Origin of the sequence: Asanoa hainanensis (genome assembly GCF_900188485.1) — a bacterium.
GTDB classification, from domain to species: Bacteria; Actinomycetota; Actinomycetes; order Mycobacteriales; family Micromonosporaceae; genus Asanoa; species Asanoa hainanensis.
On the sequence record NZ_FZPH01000006.1, the window covers coordinates 59,836 to 75,235 of the forward strand.

16 protein-coding genes are annotated in these 15,400 nt (G+C 70.9%); 8 read left to right on the top strand and 8 right to left on the bottom strand.

Features of this window, described 5'->3' with window-relative positions:
* Window positions 1-37: 37 nt before the first annotated feature.
* Window positions 38-1,324, bottom strand: coding sequence for an ABC transporter substrate-binding protein (locus CHC05_RS16455; RefSeq protein WP_089249681.1), 1,287 nt, complete (start codon window positions 1,322-1,324; stop codon window positions 38-40).
* The gene (locus CHC05_RS16460) at window positions 1,317-3,233 is read right to left on the bottom strand and encodes a glycoside hydrolase family 127 protein (RefSeq protein ID WP_179266219.1); all 1,917 of its coding nucleotides are present in this window, start codon (window positions 3,231-3,233) and stop codon (window positions 1,317-1,319) included. The genes CHC05_RS16455 and CHC05_RS16460 overlap by 8 nt, the downstream gene beginning before the upstream one ends.
* Before the next feature lie 146 nt (window positions 3,234-3,379).
* Between CHC05_RS16460 and CHC05_RS16465 the strand changes: the two genes are divergently transcribed.
* On the top strand, window positions 3,380-4,417 hold the full coding sequence (locus tag CHC05_RS16465) for a LacI family DNA-binding transcriptional regulator (RefSeq protein WP_089249685.1): 1,038 nt from the start codon (window positions 3,380-3,382) through the stop codon (window positions 4,415-4,417).
* Here CHC05_RS16465 and CHC05_RS16470 read toward each other — a convergent pair.
* Window positions 4,414-4,863: a hypothetical protein gene (locus CHC05_RS16470; protein ID WP_179266220.1), complete on the bottom strand. Its 450-nt coding sequence runs from the start codon at window positions 4,861-4,863 to the stop codon at window positions 4,414-4,416. The two genes, CHC05_RS16465 and CHC05_RS16470, sit on opposite strands and share 4 nt — an antisense overlap.
* Window positions 4,864-4,938: 75 nt before the next feature.
* On the opposite strand from CHC05_RS16470, the gene CHC05_RS16475 reads away from it, so the two are divergent.
* On the top strand, window positions 4,939-5,589 hold the full coding sequence (locus CHC05_RS16475) for a TetR/AcrR family transcriptional regulator C-terminal domain-containing protein (RefSeq protein WP_218824570.1): 651 nt from the start codon (window positions 4,939-4,941) through the stop codon (window positions 5,587-5,589).
* Here CHC05_RS16475 and CHC05_RS16480 read toward each other — a convergent pair.
* On the bottom strand, window positions 5,586-6,836 hold the full coding sequence (locus tag CHC05_RS16480; RefSeq protein ID WP_245870927.1) for an alpha/beta fold hydrolase: 1,251 nt from the start codon (window positions 6,834-6,836) through the stop codon (window positions 5,586-5,588). The two genes, CHC05_RS16475 and CHC05_RS16480, sit on opposite strands and share 4 nt — an antisense overlap.
* A 242-nt stretch (window positions 6,837-7,078) precedes the next feature.
* Window positions 7,079-8,083 carry a class I SAM-dependent methyltransferase gene (locus CHC05_RS16485; protein ID WP_089249691.1) on the bottom strand — a complete coding sequence of 335 codons (1,005 nt, stop codon included), beginning with the start codon at window positions 8,081-8,083 and terminating at the stop codon, window positions 7,079-7,081.
* A gap of 99 nt (window positions 8,084-8,182) precedes the next feature.
* Here CHC05_RS16485 and CHC05_RS16490 point away from each other — a divergent pair, with 99 nt between their 5' ends.
* On the top strand, window positions 8,183-8,899 hold the full coding sequence (locus CHC05_RS16490) for a winged helix-turn-helix transcriptional regulator (protein WP_089249693.1): 717 nt from the start codon (window positions 8,183-8,185) through the stop codon (window positions 8,897-8,899).
* Between the two features lie 4 nt (window positions 8,900-8,903).
* Here CHC05_RS16490 and CHC05_RS41485 read toward each other — a convergent pair whose 3' ends face one another.
* Genes CHC05_RS41485 through CHC05_RS16505 form a run of 3 tightly spaced genes read right to left on the bottom strand, consistent with a single transcriptional unit; the run spans window position 8,904 to window position 11,821 of the window.
* Window positions 8,904-10,121: a coiled-coil domain-containing protein gene (locus CHC05_RS41485; protein WP_089249695.1), complete on the bottom strand. Its 1,218-nt coding sequence runs from the start codon at window positions 10,119-10,121 to the stop codon at window positions 8,904-8,906.
* 36 nt (window positions 10,122-10,157) lie between these two features.
* Window positions 10,158-11,156: an S-adenosylmethionine:tRNA ribosyltransferase-isomerase gene (locus tag CHC05_RS16500; RefSeq protein WP_089250343.1), complete on the bottom strand. Its 999-nt coding sequence runs from the start codon at window positions 11,154-11,156 to the stop codon at window positions 10,158-10,160.
* A complete protein-coding gene (locus CHC05_RS16505; RefSeq protein ID WP_089249697.1) occupies window positions 11,153-11,821 on the bottom strand; it encodes an SDR family oxidoreductase in 669 nt (222 codons plus the stop codon). Before CHC05_RS16505 ends, CHC05_RS16500 begins: the two co-directional genes overlap by 4 nt.
* A 124-nt stretch (window positions 11,822-11,945) precedes the next feature.
* On the opposite strand from CHC05_RS16505, the gene CHC05_RS16510 reads away from it, so the two are divergent.
* The 5 genes from CHC05_RS16510 (at window position 11,946) to CHC05_RS16530 (ending at window position 15,274) form a co-directional block, all read left to right on the top strand.
* On the top strand, window positions 11,946-13,055 hold the full coding sequence (locus CHC05_RS16510; protein WP_218824571.1) for a GAF domain-containing sensor histidine kinase: 1,110 nt from the start codon (window positions 11,946-11,948) through the stop codon (window positions 13,053-13,055).
* Window positions 13,048-13,674, top strand: a complete 627-nt coding sequence (locus CHC05_RS16515) for a response regulator (RefSeq protein ID WP_089249699.1) — start codon at window positions 13,048-13,050, stop codon at window positions 13,672-13,674. Before CHC05_RS16510 ends, CHC05_RS16515 begins: the two co-directional genes overlap by 8 nt.
* 84 nt (window positions 13,675-13,758) lie before the next feature.
* Complete coding sequence (locus CHC05_RS16520) at window positions 13,759-14,250, top strand: hypothetical protein (protein WP_144022628.1); 492 nt, start codon at window positions 13,759-13,761, stop codon at window positions 14,248-14,250.
* A gap of 52 nt (window positions 14,251-14,302) precedes the next feature.
* Window positions 14,303-14,830: a DUF302 domain-containing protein gene (locus CHC05_RS16525; RefSeq protein ID WP_218824572.1), complete on the top strand. Its 528-nt coding sequence runs from the start codon at window positions 14,303-14,305 to the stop codon at window positions 14,828-14,830.
* A 57-nt stretch (window positions 14,831-14,887) separates the two neighbouring features.
* Window positions 14,888-15,274, top strand: a complete 387-nt coding sequence (locus CHC05_RS16530) for a hypothetical protein (RefSeq protein WP_089249703.1) — start codon at window positions 14,888-14,890, stop codon at window positions 15,272-15,274.
* Window positions 15,275-15,400: the final 126 nt, after the last annotated feature.

Sequence of the window (15,400 nt, forward strand, 5' to 3'; positions counted from 1 at the left end):
GTCCGGACGGCCGACCGGACCCCCACCACGAGCAGGGTCAGCTCTGTTGCAGTGACTTGGTGATGGCGGTGTTGCCGCTGCTGAGCGCCGACGCCGCGTCCCCGAACAGGGCCCCTCGCACGGTCTGCAGCCACGGGCTCTGCGGGTCGTTGAAGGACGCGTTGAAGTTGCGGGCGTACGGCGTCTGGCCCTTGGCCATCAGGGAGTTGATCAGCACGATCCGCGGGTCGGCGGACGAGTACTTGTTCGACGCCAGGTCGGTGCGGGTCGGCACGCCCTTGTTCTTCGCGACGACCTCGACCTGCGCCTCGTCGGACATCGTCCAGGCCAGGAAGTCCCACGCCTGGGCCACCTTGGTGCTGGTGGCGCCGATGCCGATCGCGTCGCCGCCCACGAACGTGGACTCGCCCCCGTCCGGACCGGGAATCGGCGCCACGCCCATCTTCACGCCCTTCTCCTCGATCAGGCCGAGCCAGACCGAAGGACCGGGTGCGATGCCGACCTTGCCGCCCTGGAGCGCACCGAGCCAGGTCGGCCCGGCCTCGTCCTTCGACGCCGGAGCGGCGACGCCCTCGTCGTAGAGCGAGCGGTAGAGGGCGAAGACGTCGGCCATCTCCTTGGAGTCGACCTTCGCGTTGTTGCCCTCGGCGTCCAGGACGCCACCGCCCGCGGCCCAGACCGACGGCCAGAAGGTGAACTCGACACAGCCGCCGCAGTTGCCGCCGAAGTAGGTGCCGTTGATGTCGCCACCCAGCTTGTCGATCTTGCGAGCGTGGTCGGCGAACTCCTTGAGCGTGGTCGGCGGCTTCTCCGGGTCGAGGCCGGCCTTCGCGTAGAGGTCCTTGTTGTAGAGCATCACCGACATGTCGATCGTGTGCGGGACCGCGTAGTTCTTGCCTTCCCAGGTGCCGGCCTTCACGTGCGCCGGAGCGACCTTGTCCTTGACGTCGAGCGCGCCGAACCGGTCGGTCAGGTCGACCCACAGGCCCTGCGAGGCGTACTGCGCGGCGAACACCACGTCGGAGGCGAACAGGTCCGGCAGCGACTTCGCGCCGGCGGCCGACGCCAGCTTGGCCGGGTACTCCTCGTTGGGGTACGCGGTCACCTCGACCTTGTTCTTGTGCGTGGCGTTGTACTTCTCCGCGTACGCCTTGGAGACCGACTCGGTGGCGGCCCTGGTCCACAGGGTCAGGGTGGCGCCGTCGTCGGCCGAGGCGGCAACCGTGCCGCCGCCGGCCGTGTCGTCGTTGCCGCAGGCCGCCACGGCCATCAGTAGCGCCGCCGCGGTGACAGCGAGGACGCGTCGTGCTCGATATCTAGCCATCCGTGCTCCTTGCGCGAGGGGATTGGACAGTTGGCAGCCAGACCCGCATCGTGGCGGGACCACGACGGGCCCAGCGGTGGTAAGGCAGCAGTCGAACCAACCCGAGCGGCGGGTCGTCGGCGGTGGCTCCTGCGTAGGGCCAGGCAGCGTCGGTCTCGGTGGCGAGCCCACCCCACACCTCGACGCCGTCGCCGTGGTCCGCCGGCGCCCGGCGCGGGTCGACCCGGAGTTGGTCGAGGTCGCCCAGCGGCTCGGCCACCGGCGACTCGGCGCAGTAGACGACAGGGCCACGCTCGACCGCGACGCAGCCGCGGACCGCGTCGATCCGCGGGTCGGGCGAGGTGAACCGGGGCGCCATCGGCAGGTGCAGCCGCACCTCGTCGCCCGCGACGAAGGCCCGCCGCACGGTCACGGTCGCACCGGCGGCTCGCGTCACCCCGTCGACGGTCGCGCCCTCGGCCCAGGCGGGGATCCGCAGGGTCAGCGGCCACTCGCCGCCGTCGGTGGCGGTGATCCGGATGGTCACGTCGCCGTCGACCGGGTACGCGGTGGAGGTCTCCAGCGCCACCCGGCGCCCGTCGGCCAGCGTCGTGTCGATCGTCGCGTCCGCGTACTGCATGATCCGGAGGCCCTCGTCGTCGGCGGCGGCGACGTAGGTGCTCAGCGCGGCCAACAGCCGGGACACGTTGGGCAGGCAGCAGGAGACCTCGAACCAGGGCGCCCGCGGGCCGCCGCCGAAGCCGAGCTGCTCCTCGTCGTCGGGCAACGCCCGGGTCGGCGTGCGCTGGTGCAGGCTGTGCGCGTAGAAGAAGGCGCGGCCGTCGTCGTCGATCGCGGTCGCGACCACGTTGTAGAGGATCCGCTCGATCACGTCGGCGTAGCGGGCCTCGCCGGTCGCCAGCAGCAGGCGCCAGGCCAGCATGACCGCGGCGACGCTGGCACAGCTCTCCGAGTAGGCGCGATCCGACGGCAGCACGAAGTCGTCGCTGAACGCCTCGTCCATGTGCCGCGAGCCCATCCCGCCGGTCAGGTAGGTGCGCCTGGCCCAGGTGCGGTCGAACTGCGCGGCGACGGCCTCGAGCAGCTCGTCGTCGCCGGTCTCGACGGCGACGTCGACCACGCCGCAGGCCAGGTAGAGCGCGCGGACCGCGTGTCCACGCAGGACGGTGGCCGCGCGCACCGGGATGTCGTCACTGAAGTAGGACGCGCCGAACTGGTGCGGCGGCAGGCTCTGGTGCCCGCGCCGCTCCACGAACAGCGCGGCCTGGTCGAGGTAGCGGCGCTCCCCGGTGACCCGGTAGAGCTCGACCAGGGCAGGCTCGATCTCCGGGTGGCCGCAGATCCCGCTGTTGCCGTCTTTTCCGAAGGTCGCGCAGATGTGGTCAGCTACCTTGCGGGCGATGTCGAGCAGCGGGCCCGGGCCGTGCACCCGGGTGTTGGCCACTGCGGCCTGCAGCAGGTGGCCCGCGCAGTAGAGCTCGTGGCCCCAACGCAGGTCACTCCAGCGCGGCTGTTGGCCGTCCCGGCCGTACGCGGTGTTGAGGTAGCCGTCGGGCTCCTGCGCGCCGCCGATCAGCGCGACCAGCTCGTCGATCTCCCGGACCCGAGCCGGGTCGGCGCGGCGGCCGGTCTCCCACGACATCGCCTCGATCAGCTTGTAGACCTCGGAGTCGGCGAACTCCCGGCCCCGGTGTTCGACCGGCCCGGTGGCCGCGCCGATCGTGAAGTTGCCGGTCCAACCGACCTTGTCCATCCAGGCCCGGGCGTGGTCCAGGCTGCCCTCGCTGATGACGCGCTGCCGGTCGGCCCAGAACCCCGCCGTGATCCGCGCCTCGGCCAGGCCGAGCGGGCGCAACGCGCCGCGGGACGGGTCCACCGGCCGGCCGCCGGTGGGGTCGGAAGCTGCCACCGTTGTTACCTCCAGGTTTCGTGATGGCGCTCACTCTGGACTCCGAAAACCTTTTCGGCAAGATGCCAAATCGGCCATCCCGAAAACCCGCTGCTTGCTGATACGTTGCCCGCAGCAACAGAAAACGTTGGCGAAAGGTGTTTCTCATGGGCCGGCACCGCACGCAGGCCGTGACGCTGTCCGACGTCGCGCGCCGGGCCGGTGTCTCGGTCGCCACGGCGTCGAAGGCGCTCAACGACCGGGCGCAGGTGGCCGCCGCGACCCGCCAGCGGGTCCTCGCGGCGGCGAGCGAGCTGTCGTTCCACCCCAACGCGCTGGCCCGCGGTCTGATCGTCGGCCGCACCCGGACCATCGGCCTGCTCACCGACGAGCTCGGCGGCCGGTTCTCCATCCCGATCCTGCTCGGCGCCGAGAACGCGCTCGGCAACGAGCAGATGTCGGTGCTCCTCTGCGACGCCCGCGGCGACGCCATCCGCCGGGCGCACTACATCCGCACGCTGCTGGCCCGCCGGGTCGACGGCTTCATCGTGCTCGGCGACAGCAACGACATCCGGCCGTCGCTCACCCGCGACATCCCGGTGCCGGTGGTCTACGTCTACGGCGAGTCCGCCGACCCGGGCGACTTCTCGCTGCTGGCCGACGACGAGGGTGGCGCGCGCCTGGCGGTGGAGCACCTGGTCGCCCTCGGCCGCCGGCGGATCGCCCACATCACCGGCCCGCACAGCTACCGGGCGGCCCGTGACCGGGTGACCGGCATGCGGGAGGTGCTGGCCGAACACGATCTCGCGCCGGCCGGCGACCCGCTCTACGGCGAGTGGTCGCAGCGCTGGGGCCGGCACGCCGCCCGCATGCTGCTCAGCGCCGAGCCCGAGACCGACGCCATCTTCTGCGGCAACGACCAGATCGCCACGGGCGTCTCGCAGACGCTGCTCGACCTCGGCCGGCGGATCCCGGACGACGTCGCGATCGTCGGCTACGACAACTGGGAGGACTTCGCCACCGACTGCCGGCCACCGTTGACCACTGTGGACCTCAACCTGGAACAGCTCGGCGCGACGGCCGTCGAGCACCTGTTCGGGGCGCTCGACGGCACTCCTTCGGTGGGCGTCGTGCGACAGCCGTGCCGGCTGGTAATTCGTGAGTCCACTGTGCCCACGACCGTGCCGCAGCCCCGCGTGGGTTAGCCCGCCGCCGCGAACGTGGCGACCGCGACCGCCAGCATCAGCGCGTGCAGGATCATGTGCTCGAGGTTGGGGCGCGGGCGGTCGCCGATCCTCGGCAGCACGATCAGCGTCCGCGCGTACGTGCGGGCGTGAAGTTGTGCCCAGGTCACGCCGGTGCCGGCGGTGGCCCATGGCACGGTGACCCCGACCAGGTAGGGCAGCCACCACAGCAGCAGCCCGCCGGCCACGATGAGCAGTTCGAGCGCGCCGGCGACGTAGCCCCAGGTGGGTGACACCGCCAGGAGTGCCGCGGGCAGCGCCATGACGGGGGCGTTGACGGCGACCTCGGTCCACTGCTCTTTGCGCTTGGCGTCGCGCACGTTGTTGAGCGGATAGACGTCCACCAGGGTCGTGACCGCGAAGTACGCGACCGCGCTCAGGATCAGTGTCAGCGCCAGTGCCCGCATGTCCAGCTCCATTCTTACGGCGTAAGTTTCTGCTAGCCTGACTTACGCCGTAAGAATCGTCAAGGGGTGTTGGTGGTGGCAGTACGTCGGGTGGGCGCCAAGGCCGGGCTGAGCCGGGAGCAGGTGTTCGACGCCGCACTGGACTTCGTGGATGCCCACGGCCTGCCCGCGCTGTCGATGCGCAAGCTGGGTGCGGCGCTGGGCGTGGAGGCGATGACGCTCTACAACTACGTGCCCAACAAGGACGCGCTGCTCGACGGCCTGGTCGACCGGGTCATGGAGACGGCGTTCGCCGACCTCGACTCGCCCGGAGCTTCATGGGTGCCGTGGCTGCGCTCTTTCGCGCACGCGCTCCGTCAGGCGCTGCTGGCCCACCCGGGCGTGCTGCCGCTGGCCGGCACGCGCCCGGTGAACTCACCGGACGCGCTGCGGATGTCGGAGCGCTGGCTGGCCGGGATGCGCGCGGGCGGCGTACCCCTGGGGCGGGCCATGGATGTCGTCAACGTCGTGGCCACGTTCACGATCGGGCACACGCTCGCCGAGGCGGGCCGGACCCCCGGACACGAGGGCACCGAACCCAACCTCGACGACCGCGCCGACGAGCTCGACCCGGCCGAGTTCCCGAACCTGACCGAGGTGATCGCCACCCGGGCGGGCCTGGACTTCGACAGCCGCTTCACGGAGGCGATCGACATCCTGCTGGCCGGGTACGCGGCCCTGCCTTAGTAGTCGTTGACGTTGACGGTGATGCGGTGTTGGTCCGACGGCCAGTTCGGGACGTTGACCGACTCGTAGCCACCCTCGCGCTGGCCGACGGTGATGGACACGAGCCCCCTGCGTGCCGCCGGAATGAAGACGTCCATGCCGGTGATGAAGGTCTGGGCGAAGAACGCCGGCAGGGGCGCGGTCAGGTCGGTGCGGCCGTCGAGGCCCGCATCGAAGGCGAAGATCCCGATGACGCGCTTGACGCGCGGCGCGTTGGCGGCGTTGAGGATGTCACGGCCGTTGACCCACAACCGGTCACCGGCCGCGCCCTGGTCGCCCCACCATTCCTGCTGCCGCTGGATTGTCAACGCGGTGTGCCGGTCGCTGGTCTCGACGAGGGCGCCGAGCCCCTCACCCGGGCGACTGGTGAGCAGCCGGACGAACGCGCTGTCGCGCAGGAACGGCTGGAAGTAGAAGTGGTGCGTGGCGGCACCGGGCCGGACGACCGCGAACTCGTACCGGGCGGTGCTGTCGAGCTTGACGGGCCCGAACGCCCCGTCGCCGGTCAGGGCCGCGCGATGCACCGGTCGTGTGGACAGCCGCCGCCCGGACAGCGGACTGACCCGGTAGACCTCCAACGTCGCGTCGGTGACCCCGGCGTTGCTGGGGAACAGCACGGCCCGCCCGGAGATCTCGGCGTGCCGGCTGGGCACGATCCGGCTGGTGTGCGGCGAGCGCCCACGGAAGAACCGGAACATCTCCCGGAAGGACTCCTCGGACGACACGGTCTGGGTATGCGACTGATCGGGAAAGTAGACATTGGTGGCGCCGGTGATCGCGCGGGTCTGGTCACCCTCGCCCCAGACAGCGAGCGTCTCCACGGCCCCCGGCGGAGCGGCAGCGGTGCGCCCGTCGAGGTTGACGTAGTGCGCGACCTTCTGCGCCCGGGCCGGTGAACTGGCGAGGTAGCTCTGCACGACAAAGGTCCCGAGCGAGTGCGCGACGATGTCGACCTGATCCTGCCCGGTCTGGGCCCGCAGGCGGTCAACCCGCTGGTCAAGCCCGGCAAAGATCGCGGGCAGCAGGGTAGCGACGTTGGGCGAGTCGTACTCGTGCGCCTCGATGACCTCGACGGGATAGCCGTTGCTGGTCAACCGCCGAGCCTGCGACTCGAACTGCGAAGCGGACCCGGCACTGCCGTGCACGAAGACGACCGGCCGGAATGCGGCGGGTTTGCCACCCGCGAGGGCGGGGGTCGCGGTCAGCACAAGAACAAGTGCGACAACCAGAGAAACCAGACCTCGAAAACGAGAGCGCACGACACCTCCAGGCAAGGGAAAGTTCTTGCATTGAGAGTGCGCATATCGTCGCAGCTCGATGCCTCCAGGTCCAGCGCCGCTGCCGAATCAGCTCACAGCCACGCGACGACGACGGACCACGTCACCCCGTACGTGGTGTCAGGCCGGGCTGGCCGCGCGCGTGCGGCGCGGCTGCCCAGCCCGCGCGTGGATCAGGCGTGTCCCCAGGTCAGTGCGTGCATCGGGGTGATCGCGGCGGACCCCAGGTCGCGGAAGCCGTGCCGCGCCAGCAGGTCGTCGTACACCCGGCGGGGTAGTAGTTGGTCGTCGATCTGGGCTTCGAAGATCTGGATGCCGGACATCACCCGGCCCGGGGCGGTGCGTAGGCCCGCGTCGTCGTCCGCGAACGGGAAGTCCGAGATCACGAACACTCCGCCCGGCTTGAGCGCGGCCTTGACGTTGCGCGCGACCGCGTCGATGTCGCGGCACTCGTGCATCGAGATGTTGTTGATCACCACGTCGTACGGTTGGTCGACCGTCAGCTTCTCCAGCGGGCTGTCCCAGACGGTGATGTTCGTCAGGCCGGCCGCCTCGAGCACCGAGCGTGCGACCTCCACCGAGTGGGCGTCACCGTCCACACCGGAGATCTCACTGTTCGGGTAGGCCTCCGCCAGCATGACCAGCCCGTGGCCCGAGCCGCAGGCGGTGTCCAGGACCCGGCAACCCCGCTCCAGAAGCTGCGCGAGGCCAGGAACCTGAGCCAGCCCGCCCGGCACGAGGCGGCGGTAGAACGGGCGGCCGGTGCCGCCTACCGCGGCGATGAACTCAGGCGAACAGCCGTCCCACCACAGCCGCTCGCCGCTCGCCAGGCTGGCCTCGAAACGGTCGAAGATCTCGGGCTGTTCGAGGACCTTGAAGACGCCACCGACGTACGCCGGGGACGTGTCGTCCAGGAGCACGGTCGCCAGGTTGTCGGCCAGGCGGTAGACGTCGCCGGCGCGGTCGCAGACGCCCGCGCCGTATGCGGCCCGGCACCAGGCGAACGTGTAGAACGGGTCCAGCGCGGTGCGGCTGGCTAGCTCGTCCGGCGTGGCCGGGCCGTCGTTCGCGAGCGCCGCCACGAGGCCGGTGCGCAGGCCGGTCGCGACGGTGCGGTGGCCCACGTACCCGGCCAGCAGCCCCAACATGTTTCCAACGGATTCTTTGATGTCAGTCATGACCTCGATGTTCGGCCGCGACCGGGGTCGCCCGTCAGTTCACGAAATGAAGCCAACCAGTTCTGTTTGTGTACTGGAGTGCCGCCCTACCGTGGGTGAATGGGTACCTACTACCAGTTCTGCCCGGTGTCCAAGGCACTCGAGGTGCTGGACGAGCGGTGGACCCTGCTGATCGTCCGTGAGCTGTTGATGGGCAGCCGCCACTTCAACGACATCCGCCGGGGCGTTCCCCGCATGTCGCCGGCCCTGCTGGTCAAACGGCTCCAACGCCTGGAGCGCGTGGGTGTGGTCGAGCGCTTCCCGGACGGCAACAAGGTCATCTACCGGCTGACGCCGGCGGGCAAGGATCTACAGCAGATCGTCGACGGGTTGGGCGACTGGTCCCTGCGCTGGCTGCCCGAGCTCGGCGACGAGGACCTCGACCCGCATCTGCTGTTCTGGGACATGCGCCGCCAGGTCTCCCGGGCCGACCTCCCACCCGGCCGCACAGTGATCCACGTCCAGTTGGGCGACGTCGAGCCCAAGACCCGACGCTGGTGGCTGATCCTGACGGCGGACGACGCGGACGTCTGTGACTTCGACCCGGGGCTTCCGGTGGCCGTGGCCGTCGAAACCACCCTGCGCTGCCTGACCCACCTGTGGCGCGGCGAACTGAGCTGGCGCGAGGCCGTCCGGGCCGGCGACCTGTCGGCGACAGGCTCACGCGCGGCGGTGCGGGCGATCCCCCGCTGGCTCAACGTCCGCGCGGCTCCCAGCGACCCACGCCCGGAGTTCAGCGTCGTCGGGCGCCTGGCCGCGGACCTCCACCCCCGCTAGCGCGTCACCCGTCGACGCGCTGTCGCGGCTCGAAGAGCGAGCGCGATTCCTCGGCCGGGGCTGCCGGCTCCACCCGCAGCTCAGGCTCGGGCTCGGGCTCGGGCTCGGGCTGAAGCTCCGGCTGGGTCGGCGGCTCCACCGGCTCGCTGTGCTCCTCCGGAGCGTCAGCCAGAGCCAGAGCCGGAGCCGCAGCCACGGCCGCCGGCTCCTGGTCGCGACCGATCGCGACCATCTTGAACTCGCCGGTCTGCTCGCTGATCGCGGCCGCGGCCATCACGGCCGCCGCCGCCCGGTCCGCCATCCGCTTCGCCTCGCGCTGCATGCGGACCCGGGCCTCCAGCGTCTGCTGCTCGACCTGCTCCGCACCGCGCCGGGCGGCTTCGAGCCGCGACAGTTCCTGACTCAGTTCCTGGCGCGTCCCCTGCAGTCGATGCGTCACCTGGGCCAGGTCGTTCTCGACCGCCGCGCCGTCCTGGCGGAGCTGGCCGAGCTGCTGCTGGGCCTGTTCCTGCGCGTTGCGGAGCTGGGCCAGCGCCTGCTGGCGCGCGTCGATCTCCTTCTGCACCATGGTCAGCTGCTGGTGGTAGGCCTGCATCTGCTGCTCGGCCTCGGCCGCGCGGGCCTCGTCGGCCTCCTGCGCCGCCGCCCGGTGCTCGTTGACCTCACGCTCGACGTCCGAGCGCCACCGGGTCAGCTCCTGCTGGGTCTGCTCGTGCGCCGACTCGATGCGCGCCCGAGCCTCGCCCTCGGCCCGCTCCACCGCGGCCACGCTGGCCTCGTGCAGGCGCTTGGCCTCCTGCTCGGCCGCCTCGCGGGCCTCCTGGCCCAGCGTCCGCAGGCGCTCGGCCTCCTGGTGGGCCGCCTCGACGACCTGCTCGGCGGCCGCCTTGATCTCGGCCGCGTGCTCGCCGGCCGCGTCGACGATGGCCTGGCCCTGCTTCTCCGACAGGGCCAGGATCTCGTCGACCATGGATCCCAGGTGGCGGAACGACGCGCGGTCCAGGCGGGGCGGCCGGTCCCGGAGCTCGGTCAGCTCGCCGTGCATCTGCTCGAGGTTGGCGTTCAGGCCGCGGATGTGGTTGTGCGCCTGCTCGCGCTCCGCGTTGAGCTGCGAGATGCGGTCGGCGGCGTCGGCGACGTGCCGGTCGACCTGCTTCTTCTCGTATCCGCGCATCGACGTGTCGAACGTCGGCGTGTCATATACCTGCTGACCTTGGGACATCCGTCATCCTCCACCGCACGCGCTCGATCGGCGGGACTATACCGCCGCGACAGCCCGCTCCGACAGCAGCAAGTTGACGTCACCGAACTCGTGCCAGCGGTAACCGGCCGCCAGCGCCTCCCGATAGGACCGGGCGACCAGGTCCGGACCCGCCACCGCGGCCAGCAGGTCGAGGTGCGAGGCGCGCGGTGGGTGGAACCCCGTCAGCAAGCCGTCCACGACCCGCACACCCCGCTCCGGCGTCACCACCAGGTCGGTCCAACCCGATCCGGCCGCGCCCCCGGTGGTCTCCAGCGCCCGGACCACGGTGGTGCCGACCGCGATCACCCGCCGGGCGCCCGCGAGCACCCGCGCCGTCGTGTTGGGGACTTCGAACCACTCCGGGTACGGCCGCTCGTGCGCCTCCGCCGACGCCACCCCGGTATGCAGCACGATCGGGACCACCTGCACGCCGGCCGCGACCAGCCGGGTGACCACCCGGTCGGTGAACGGCCGGGCCGCGCTGGGCATCTCGGCGCTGCCGGGCTCGGTGGCGAACACCGTCTGATAAGCCGACAACGGCCATTCGCGCGGCACATAGTCGTACCGGATGGGTGAGCCATGAGAATTCAGATATGTCCGGACATCGGCGAAGGACAAGGACGCGACCCAGAGCCGACCACGGGAGTACGGCGCCAGCAGCGTCACCGACCCGCCGCCGCGCAGGTCGATCCGTTGCCCGGTGGCCGCGGTCGGGGCCAACGCGCCGCGCGGCTCCACCAGCCACGTGCCGTCCGGGTTGGCCGTGGAGAAATGCACGGCCTGTCCGTCGAGCGTCGGGGCCGCGGCCGGCAGCGTCGCCGACGTGTTGACCACCAGCACGTCGCCCGGGCATAGCACGTCGGGCAGTTCCCGGAAGATCCGGTGCGCTTGGGCGTACGGGGTCGAGACGAGCATCCGTACACCGTCGCGTGGCACACCGCGGGCCTCCGGCGGCTCGTGCGCCGACAGCTCGTCGGGCAGCACGAAGTCGATCGGCGACCCGGTCGCGGTCACCACTGCGCGACCCGGACCCGGCCCGACTCCGGCCGCGCGGCCAACAGGCGGAGGAACGCGGGCACGACCGACTCCGGCTCCGGCCGGTCGCTGATGTCCTCGCCGGGGAACGCCTCCTGGTGCATCCGGGTACGCAGGTCGCCCGGGTCGGCCCACCACACCCGCACGTCCGGTTCCTCGGCCGCCAGGATCCGGCTCGCCTGTTCCAGCGCCGCTTTCGCCGAGCCGTAGCCGCCCCAGCCGGCGTACGCCTCGATGGCCGCGTCCGAGGTCACGTTGAGCACCGCCCCGCCGCGCTTGCGGAGTCCCGGCAGGGTGAGCTGGGTGAGGGCGAGCGGCGCGTGCACGTTGATCTCGTAGACCTCGCGCCACGCCTCGATCGGATAGTCGGCGATCCGCGGCTGCGGCGAGGGCCCCAGGATGCCGGCGTTGTTGACCAACAGGTCGGCGCCGCCGTAGCGGTCGGCCGCCTCGACCAGCGCGACGAGGTGCTCGGGGTCGGCGACCGAACCGACGACGGGGGTGACACCGGGTCCGAACCCGACGGCGGCCAGCGCGGCCCCGTCGCGGCCGTCGACGACGACGTTCCAGCCGGCCCGCGCCAGCCCGCCGGTGAGGGCACGCCCGAGGCCTCGGGACGCGCCGGTGATGATCGCTGTTGTCATGCCTACGACGCTAGGAACGACGGCGGCCGATGCCATCGGACCAGGGACGACCGCGTCCCGGGACCTTGGTCCTAGGACCATCGGACCGGATCACTGACGGCCTGGTACGAGCTACGGTGCGAGGGTGGACGCGCGCGAAGAACTGCGGGCCCTGAGCGCCGCCGTACTCGCCGTGACCGCGCGCCAGTCGGTGCGCGAGGTGCTCCAGACCATCGTGTCGGCCGCGCGCCGGCTGCTGGACGCCCGGTACGCGGCACTAGGCGTGCCCGACGAGGACACTGGTGCTTTCGCCGAGTTCGTCGTCGACGGGATCAGCGCCGCCCAGTGGAGCGCGATCGGCCCACTGCCGCGCCAGCACGGCCTGCTGGCGGTCATGCTGCGGGATCCGGCGCCGCTGCGGCTGGCCGACATCCGGTCGCACCCGCGCTTCGAGTACTGGCCGAAGCACCACCCCGAACTGCGCGACTTCCTCGGCATGCCGATCGTGCACGGCGACGAGATCCTCGGCGCGCTCTACCTGGCCAACAAGCGCGGCGGCGAGTTCGACCGCGACGACGAGGACCTCCTTCGGATTCTCGCCGGTCACGCCGCGATCGCCCTGGTCAATGCCCGGTTGTACGAACGCAGCCGCGAACTGTCGGTCCTCGAGGAACGCGACCGGATCGCCCGCGAACTGCACGACTCGGTCGCCCAGAAGCTGTTCGGCCTGCGGCTGACCGCCGACGCCGCGGCGGCGCTGGTCACCCGCGACCCGGCACGGGCGGCGGCCCAGCTAGCCACCGTGCGGGTTTTGGCGGCCGAGGCCGCCGACGAGCTCCGCGCGATCGTGGTCGGCATGCGGCCTGCCGACCTGGCGCACGAAGGGCTGGACGCCGCGCTGGGCAAGCAGGCGAGGCTGCTCGATCGGGTACACGCTGCGCGGGTGAGGCTGCGGGCCGACCCGGTGCCGCGGGTGGCACCCGAATGCGAAGACGTCGCGTACCGGGTGGCGCAGGAGGCCCTGCACAACGCGTTGCGGCACGCGTCCGCGCGTACCGTCGAGATCCGGTTGTTCCTCGACGGCGCCTTGGTCGTCGAGGTCAGCGACGACGGCTCGGGCCTGCGCCCCACGGACCAGGCCACGCTGGGCCTGACCTCGATGCGAGAGCGAGCCGCCTCGGTCGGCGGCCGGCTGACGGTCGAATCGGCACCCGGCGAGGGCACGACGGTGCGGCTGGAGGTGCCGGTTGACTGACCGGATCAGGGTGCTGGTGGTCGACGACCACGCCATGGTGCGCCAGGGCCTGCGGTCGTTCCTGGAGGTACAGGACGACCTGGAGGTGGTCGGCGAGGCGGCGGACGGTTCCGAAGCGGTCTCGCGTGCGGCGGAGCTGCTGCCGGACGTGGTCCTGCTCGACCTGCGGATGCCGGGCGTGGACGGGGTAACGGCGCTACGCGAGATGACCGCGCGGGGCCTGCCGTGCCGAGTCCTGGTGATCACGAGCTTCACGGAGCCGGCCGCGGTGCTGCCGGCGGTCCGCGCGGGAGCAGTAGGCTACGTCTACAAGGACGTAGACCCACCGGCCTTGGCGGCGGCGATCAGATCGGTCCACCTCGGACACACGCTGCTCCACCCGGACGTGGCCCGCGTACTGAGCGAGGGCGAACCGGGCGCGGACCCGGCCCGGCTGACGCCGCGGGAGCGGCAGGTGCTGACGGAGATCGGCCGCGGGCGGTCGAACCGGGAGATCGCGCGAGCGCTGGGCCTGGCCGAGAAAACGGTAAAGGCCCACGTGAGCGCGATCCTGGCCAAACTCGGAGTCCAGGACCGGACACAAGCGGCCTTGTACGCGGTCCGCGCAGGCCTGGCCTAGACGCCACGTACGGGTGACACGGTCGCCGTAGGTTTGGGTGTCTGCTCTTCTTACCTGAAGCCGCGCTCTCGGTGGGGAGGCTCCATGCGTCCGGACGGCGAACAACCGACGATGGGTGAGCCGGCGGTTCCGCCGGACGGCGCCAGCTTCGCGATCAGCCCGGACGGGCAGACGGCCACCATCAACCTCGACGACCTCTCCGCGACGGCGGGCGTCGGGACGGCCGAGGTGCTGACGCGGGAGTTCTCGATCGCCTTCCCGGTCACGGGCGACACCATGCCCGCGGCTGTCGAGGTCGCGGTCACCGGATACGCCTTTGCGTTCGGCTCGCGATCCCGCCGGCAGGAGGGCGAGGGCGACGTCGCCGGGAAGCTCACCGTCGTGGTCCACGAGCGGACCATGCCGTTCTTCTCCTACGCCAACTCCAGCGGCGAGTTCACCCACCCCGTGGCGGCCCGCCTACGCGGCGCCCCGGAGCTGCGCATCACACTCCAACTGGAGCTCCGACCGGACCCGGCCGTCACCAACTTCTCCGCGATGCTGTCCGTCGCCACCATCGACGTCATGTTCCTCTGACGGCTTGGGCAACAGCCGGACAGCCGGCGGTCACGCTGTTAGCGTCCGAATGATGGCGATCTCCGAGAGCCGCTACCAGGCCGACCGCTACCGCATCCCCGTCGAAGGGTCGTTCGAGGACTTCCGGCAGCGGTACGAGACGGCCGTGCCGGCGCTCGACTACGCGGCCCTCAACGCGCTCATCGCCCGCCAGGCCGACTGGTCGGAGGTCACCGCCCAGGTGGACGCCGCGGCGCCGTGGGGCTTCCTGCGCTACTGGTCCAGTGACGACGGTCCGCTGATGCGGCTGGCCCACGACCCGGGAGAATGCGTGGTCTACCTGATGGGCAACCACGTGCTCGCCGAACGGATGTACCGCCATGACCAGGCCGCGATGCTCTACGCGCCCCTGCGACCGATGATCGCCAGCCGGGCCGGCGAGACCCACTTCATCATCGAACGCCCGAGCGCGACCTTCTCGTCGTTCGGTGCCGTGGGCGCCGACGACATCGCCGAGGTAGGCCACGAACTCGACCGCAAACTCGCCGCACTCCTGGAACACCTGGACGCCCCAGTGCCACCAGCACTGCACAGCGCCTGAACGCGTGATCATCTTGGGCTGGTCGCGGCCTGTTCGTCGGAGCCGGCGGCCGAAGTCGTGACCGAAACGGTGGTCCTGGCCGTCGAAGACCTGACCCTCACCTTGACCGGCCTGGCAGAGCTCGTGCGGCCCGTCGGCGCCGCGTCGATAGCTGGTCCCGTCATGACCTTTCGGCAAGGTCAAGACGCGGGTTACATCGTCGAGGTGACCGACCCTGAGGCTGATGGCGTCTTCGAAGATTGGCCCCCGGATCGAATTCCGACCGCGCCCTGCGTCGTCTTCAGCGTTGACTACAGAGAGCCTGATCTTGTTCTTGTGTTGGTTCAGGCGATCGCGCGGAGATACGTGGTCACGGTCGATACCAACTACGGCCGAGTCGTACCGGGCAAAGAACTGACGCGGCACATGCTGTCGTACACCCCGCCGGACGTCCGGCCCGGCTGACGACGAAGGGGCCGGGGACCGGCCTCCTCTCCGTGCGGTGGTCCGCCTTCGCTCGGGTTGAACTCGTCCTCACCGAGTGGACGTCCGGAACGTCGGCGGTGCCGCCGAGCCCGTCCGCGCCGACTC

What these genes read in the sequence shown, in the direction of transcription:
- CHC05_RS16520 (WP_144022628.1), top strand. Translation starts at nt 13,759, where the DNA reads ATGCGTCCGGACGGCGAACAACCGACGATGGGTGAGCCGGCGGTTCCG.
- CHC05_RS16505 (WP_089249697.1), bottom strand. Translation starts at nt 11,821, where the DNA reads ATGACAACAGCGATCATCACCGGCGCGTCCCGAGGCCTCGGGCGTGCC.
- CHC05_RS16490 (WP_089249693.1), top strand. Translation starts at nt 8,183, where the DNA reads ATGGGTACCTACTACCAGTTCTGCCCGGTGTCCAAGGCACTCGAGGTG.
- CHC05_RS16465 (WP_089249685.1), top strand. Translation starts at nt 3,380, where the DNA reads ATGGGCCGGCACCGCACGCAGGCCGTGACGCTGTCCGACGTCGCGCGC.
- CHC05_RS16455 (WP_089249681.1), bottom strand. Translation starts at nt 1,324, where the DNA reads ATGGCTAGATATCGAGCACGACGCGTCCTCGCTGTCACCGCGGCGGCG.
- CHC05_RS16485 (WP_089249691.1), bottom strand. Translation starts at nt 8,083, where the DNA reads ATGACTGACATCAAAGAATCCGTTGGAAACATGTTGGGGCTGCTGGCC.
- CHC05_RS16470 (WP_179266220.1), bottom strand. Translation starts at nt 4,863, where the DNA reads ATGCGGGCACTGGCGCTGACACTGATCCTGAGCGCGGTCGCGTACTTC.
- CHC05_RS41485 (WP_089249695.1), bottom strand. Translation starts at nt 10,121, where the DNA reads ATGTCCCAAGGTCAGCAGGTATATGACACGCCGACGTTCGACACGTCG.
- CHC05_RS16525 (WP_218824572.1), top strand. Translation starts at nt 14,303, where the DNA reads ATGGCGATCTCCGAGAGCCGCTACCAGGCCGACCGCTACCGCATCCCC.